Genomic DNA, 4,722 nt, shown 5'->3' with positions numbered 1-4,722 from the left:
GATGTTTAGCCACGTCAACCATCTTGGGCGTTAAAATGCATGCGCTGCAATCGAGAGTTGGAAAGGTTTTGTCTAGCTGTGCCATGCGTCCGCCGATGCTTGACGCTTTCTCTACAAGATACACTTTAAACCCTGCGTCAGCCAGGTCCAGTGAAGCTTGAATTCCAGCGATTCCACCACCTACCACGAGAACACTATTCTCGGCTTTGATTTTGTCTATTTCAAGCGGTTCCAAACGAGACGCTCGAGCAACAGCCATTTCGATGAGTGCCTCAGCTTTTTCGGTGGCTTTTTCGGGTTCTTCGCTGTGGCACCACGAATCTTGTTCGCGAATGTTTATCATCTCTAGCAAATACGGGTTTAACCCAGCCTCGCTTATTGCTTTGCGAAAGGTTTCTTCGTGCATTCTAGGGGAACAAGAGGCAATAACAACTCTGTCTAACTTGTGTTTTTCAATGTCTTCTTTGATCATTTTCTGTCCGGTGTCTGAGCAGAGGTATGTGCTGTCTCTTACAACTTTTACATTTGGAAGCTTTGCGGCGTACTCTGCAACGCTTTTAACATCTATTACTCCAGCTATGTTCAGTCCGCAATGGCAGACATACACCCCTATCTGAACCAAGACTTGACCGCCTTTTTTGGTGGCTAGAATAATTTAGGAACGCTGTAGAACCTTTTATCTATTACTAATATAAGACGCTTTGAACAAGCAGCCTACGTTTTTGCTGTTTCTCTCGGTGAAAATTTAATTAGCATGCTTCTTTTAACACTATGCATCTCAGAACTTACATTCGAAGGCAAGACTATGAAAATGATTCCCATCAACAAACCTCTACTGGGCGAGGAAGAAGTCAAGGCGGTTGCCAAAGTTTTGAGAAGTGGGCTTTTAACAAGCCGCACCGAAGGCGGCTCAATGGTTGGACGGTTTGAAGACGCTTTTGCAAGGTTTGTGAAAGCTAAGCATGCTGTTTCTGTTAACAGTGGGACAGCTGCTCTTCATTTGTCTCTTTTAGCCTCAAAAGTGGGGCATGGAAGTGAAGTAATTGTGCCCAGCTTCACGTTTGTGTCAACCGCTGAAACAGTGGTGCTGGTGGGTGCAAAGCCCGTTTTTGTCGACGTAAACCCTGACACTTACAATATTGATGCGGAGAAAATCGGAAAAGCCATAACAAAGAAGACTAGGGCAATTATACCCGTTGATCTTTTCGGTTTGCCTGCCGACATGAAACCCATAAGGGAAATAGCGGAAGAACACGACTTAGTGATCATTGAAGACGCTGCTCAAGCTCACGGTGCACGGTACGCGAGAAAACATGCTGGAAGCTTCGCTGACTTAGCATGTTGGAGCTTCTATGCTAGCAAGAACATGACTACTGGTGAGGGCGGCATGATAACAACAAGTAGCGACGAATACGCGGATAAGTTACCTTACATGCGAACACATGGTGAGAAGAACGAATATGTCTCAAGCATGATTGGAGGTAACTTTCGAATGCCTGAGATGGAAGCAGCTATTGGCTACACACAGCTCAAAAAGTTGCCAAATTTTCTGAAACTAAGACAGAGAAATGCTGAAAGACTTGAGTCAAAGCTTCGGAATGTTGAAGAGTTGCAGTTGCCAATCGTGCCAAAAGGTTACAAACACAGTTGGTATCTTTTCACAGTTAGGTTGAAAAATGCGGATAAAGAGAAACGAAATAAAATTGTGGGTAAGCTAAGAAAGTTAAACGTTGGAGCCATGGTCTATTACCGTGTGCCTATACACTTAATGCCATTCTATCGCAAGTTCAGCAATCACCGTCTTCCAAACACGGAAAAAGCAGCAGAACAAGTCTTTTCATTACCTGTCCACCCTGCTGTGACTATTGAAGAAATAGACTACATAGCGACTTCGCTAAGCAAAGTTCTCCGCAACCATGTATAATTTTTTTGCGCGCGCCTGCTCAGAATTTAGAAATTAGAAATTTTAGAAGTTCCCTTACACTTGGCAGATGAAACTCACCTAGACAGCAGTATAGTAGCTCGAATAATGATTGCTTAATAGCTATTTCAGTGGTTACTTCAGCAGAGCGACAGAAGAAAGGCTAATCTTATGGTCTCACGCGTTATGCGAGATTCTTGAGAATGGATGACGTTCCAACAGCCGCAAGCACTAACAGTTCGAATATCTTATATGCTTCAAGCACATTCTCAGCAGAATATTCCACGTTGAATCCATCTATTCTATTGACTATTGGCAGCAATTCTGCTATATCTGCATGGTGGCTGGCCTTGAAAGCTATTCCAATTTTCACTGGCTTTTTCGCTATTAATGGAGCTGCTCTGTTTTGCTTAAAGTTGGCTACAGCTCGCTTAACAGCTTCTCTTAACTCTTTCTCGATTTTTATAATGCTGGAACTTCTTGCCGCGACCCTGCTCAAAGAGTGCTTTAAGGCTACAGTTTCAACCCATGGTGTGTATTGCTTAACGTCATCATCTAGCAGTTGGGCTTCACCAGCAACCAGTATGACAGGGACATTCAAGTCTCCTGCCGCGTATGCATTTAAAAGGAATTCACTTACCTCAATCCCATTTACTTGAACCCTGTGGATGGTCCCGCCGCTGTAGGTGTGGTCCCATGTGGATTTTGTAGTCCCAGATTTTGCATGGTACCCAAGAAAACAAGCAACATCACATTCTTCTGCGCCAGAAAGCATGCATATTGGTCTAGGAAAACCCCTTATAATCTCCACATATTCAGGCAAGTCATCAATCAGAAGGTTAACCATAGGTCCGTGGCTGTCAGCGATAATGATCTCGTTGAAGCCGTTTTTGTTAAGCTCTTCAGCTACAGTAAGTGAGACTTTTGTAGCGATCTTCCTTGCCTCGCTATACAATGAACCTTTAAGATTGAAATGACCTGGGATGACTACATAAGGCATTCCTTCCAAATCAACTGAAATCAAAGCCTTCATAGACTTCACCTACTATTGGTCTTTGAAAGACAAATTAAAGGATTTCTGTGCACTCGAAGAGAACTAAGAGATCAAAAGGAGGTGGCCCAACAAGGAGTGCTCTTTCTTTAGATACCACAATACATTTAGTAGGGGATGGTGTATTTTCAGTGGGGGATGATGATGCCGTCCCAGACTCTTTGGAATTGTGGCAGACTTTAGTTTCTTCTTAGGTTTTTCTTTTTGTTTCTTTCTTCTTTTCATTTTCTAACACCTTTAAATTAGAAGGAAGATTTTTTCCTATGTAGCACCACTTCTGTTTCTTAGCTTTGTAATCTATGTAATGACATACATACCAGTAGTCATGTCCTTTGATGTTCTTTGTTGTTAGCCATCCTTTTTGGCTACACTTAGGGCATAGTACTTTAGTCATATCTTCCTTACTTCTCTTTATGTGTTAGGTAGTAAAGATATAGCACTCTATCCTTTATAAGTGTTAGGTAGTAAAGACATCTCAAAGCTCTGGAAGGAAATAGATTTTTTATTCAAGTCTATGTTTGTTTAAACTTTAGATACATAACTACATAATTAAAGAATGATGAGAAAAGGGGAAAAGTTATAGCAGAAGCAAAAGGATTGATTAGTTGGTGTCGTGTTTGAAGAGGGGAGATGTCGAATGTGAATATTTTCTAGTCAATCAAACATGCAAAGCAATATTTGAGAATGAAGATGGAAAAGCAGTCAGAGAAAAATCTTGTAGAAATCAATTAAAGAATACGTGTTGTTATCTTTGTAAACATCAAGAATCATGCGAAATTAGTTGCAATTATCTTGATAAAACTGAAGGATTTCCGAGATATAGAAAAAACATCGGAAAGGAAATTGCAAAGCGTAAGAAAGCTATTGAAAGAGTGTCCGTATTCTTTGCGGAAGGCAAAATTAATGAGCATTCGTATCTTACTTCTGTTTCTAAACTTGAGAGAGAAATAGAGAAACTCACTAAACTGAAACACAGCCCAGAAATTTCACAGATTGACTCACAAAACCATGATAATGATGAAACAGTTTTCGTTGAAAAGCCAAGTGGTTTATGGTATCTCGTTCCCTTCTTCTTTTTAATAATAGGGGGGTTAGTGGCTTATGTTGGAACGAAGGATAGAGATGAAGACATGGCGGTTGGCTTGCTTATGTTTGGAATAATATGGTTTATCATCTTGTTTGTTCTAACATGGTTTGTTTTTCTATAAGCCTTTTTCTAGCATGAATACGTTTTCATCGAAGTAAGTCTCTGAAAACTCTCAATACTTACAAGTAGCCAAAATTCATTATCCTTTTGCTTTTATGTAAGGCTTATATTTGCATAGAAGAGATATTGAATAGACTTTATCAATGAAAAAGATGATAAGATAACTCACTTCTTGTTTCTATAAGTTTCTTCCACAAGTCATAAGAATCTTAAGAGATTGTCCGTAGAGTGGATGTATTCTAGCTACTAGACCTTATATCTGCAAGACGTAAAGTAAATCATCACCATAGGGATTATCTAATGCATTTTTGGGAATGGTTGCTACAACTCGGAATCTCTTCTTTTCATACAAGTTTCTAGCAGCAAGAAACCTATCAGAAGCTCCTGTGAACAACATCACTTTGCTTAAGATGACCCCGTGACTTTTGTAATACTGTTCCATCTGGATAATGGCATGATCAATGAGTTTTCCCCCAATCCCTTTCCTTCTTTCCTCAACCCTGACCCAAAGATCTATAATTTCAGTTAGTCCATGTTTTACAG

At 40.4% G+C, this 4,722-nt stretch carries 6 protein-coding genes; 2 read left to right on the top strand and 4 right to left on the bottom strand.

Translation table 11 applies throughout. The annotated features are described in order from the left end of the window. A partial coding sequence (locus OEX01_09345; GenBank protein ID MDH5449186.1) for an FAD-dependent oxidoreductase occupies nt 1–652 on the bottom strand: 652 nt, incomplete at its 3' end. Between the two features lie 153 nt (nt 653–805). On the opposite strand from OEX01_09345, the gene OEX01_09340 reads away from it, so the two are divergent. Next, a complete protein-coding gene (locus OEX01_09340) occupies nt 806–1,924 on the top strand; it encodes a DegT/DnrJ/EryC1/StrS family aminotransferase (GenBank protein ID MDH5449185.1) in 1,119 nt (372 codons plus the stop codon). A gap of 181 nt (nt 1,925–2,105) precedes the next feature. On the opposite strand, the gene OEX01_09335 is transcribed toward OEX01_09340, so the two are convergent. Together OEX01_09335 and OEX01_09330 are read right to left on the bottom strand one after the other, a co-directional pair. After that, nucleotides 2,106–2,954 carry a M55 family metallopeptidase gene (locus OEX01_09335; protein ID MDH5449184.1) on the bottom strand — a complete coding sequence of 283 codons (849 nt, stop codon included), beginning with the start codon at nt 2,952–2,954 and terminating at the stop codon, nt 2,106–2,108. 208 nt (nt 2,955–3,162) lie between these two features. After that, nucleotides 3,163–3,366, bottom strand: coding sequence for a hypothetical protein (locus tag OEX01_09330; protein MDH5449183.1), 204 nt, complete (start codon nt 3,364–3,366; stop codon nt 3,163–3,165). A gap of 223 nt (nt 3,367–3,589) precedes the next feature. Here OEX01_09330 and OEX01_09325 point away from each other — a divergent pair, with 223 nt between their 5' ends. Further along, nucleotides 3,590–4,180, top strand: coding sequence for a hypothetical protein (locus OEX01_09325; GenBank protein ID MDH5449182.1), 591 nt, complete (start codon nt 3,590–3,592; stop codon nt 4,178–4,180). Between the two features lie 252 nt (nt 4,181–4,432). Here the strand turns inward: OEX01_09325 and OEX01_09320 are convergent. Next, on the bottom strand, nt 4,433–4,722 hold a 290-nt coding region (locus OEX01_09320; protein ID MDH5449181.1), incomplete at its 5' end, for a GNAT family N-acetyltransferase.

This window comes from Candidatus Bathyarchaeota archaeon (assembly GCA_029882535.1).
Taxonomy (GTDB): domain Archaea; phylum Thermoproteota; class Bathyarchaeia; order Bathyarchaeales; family SOJC01; genus JAOUKM01.
Note: the sequence above shows the minus strand (reverse complement) of the source record. Positions and strands in the feature narration are given on the sequence as shown.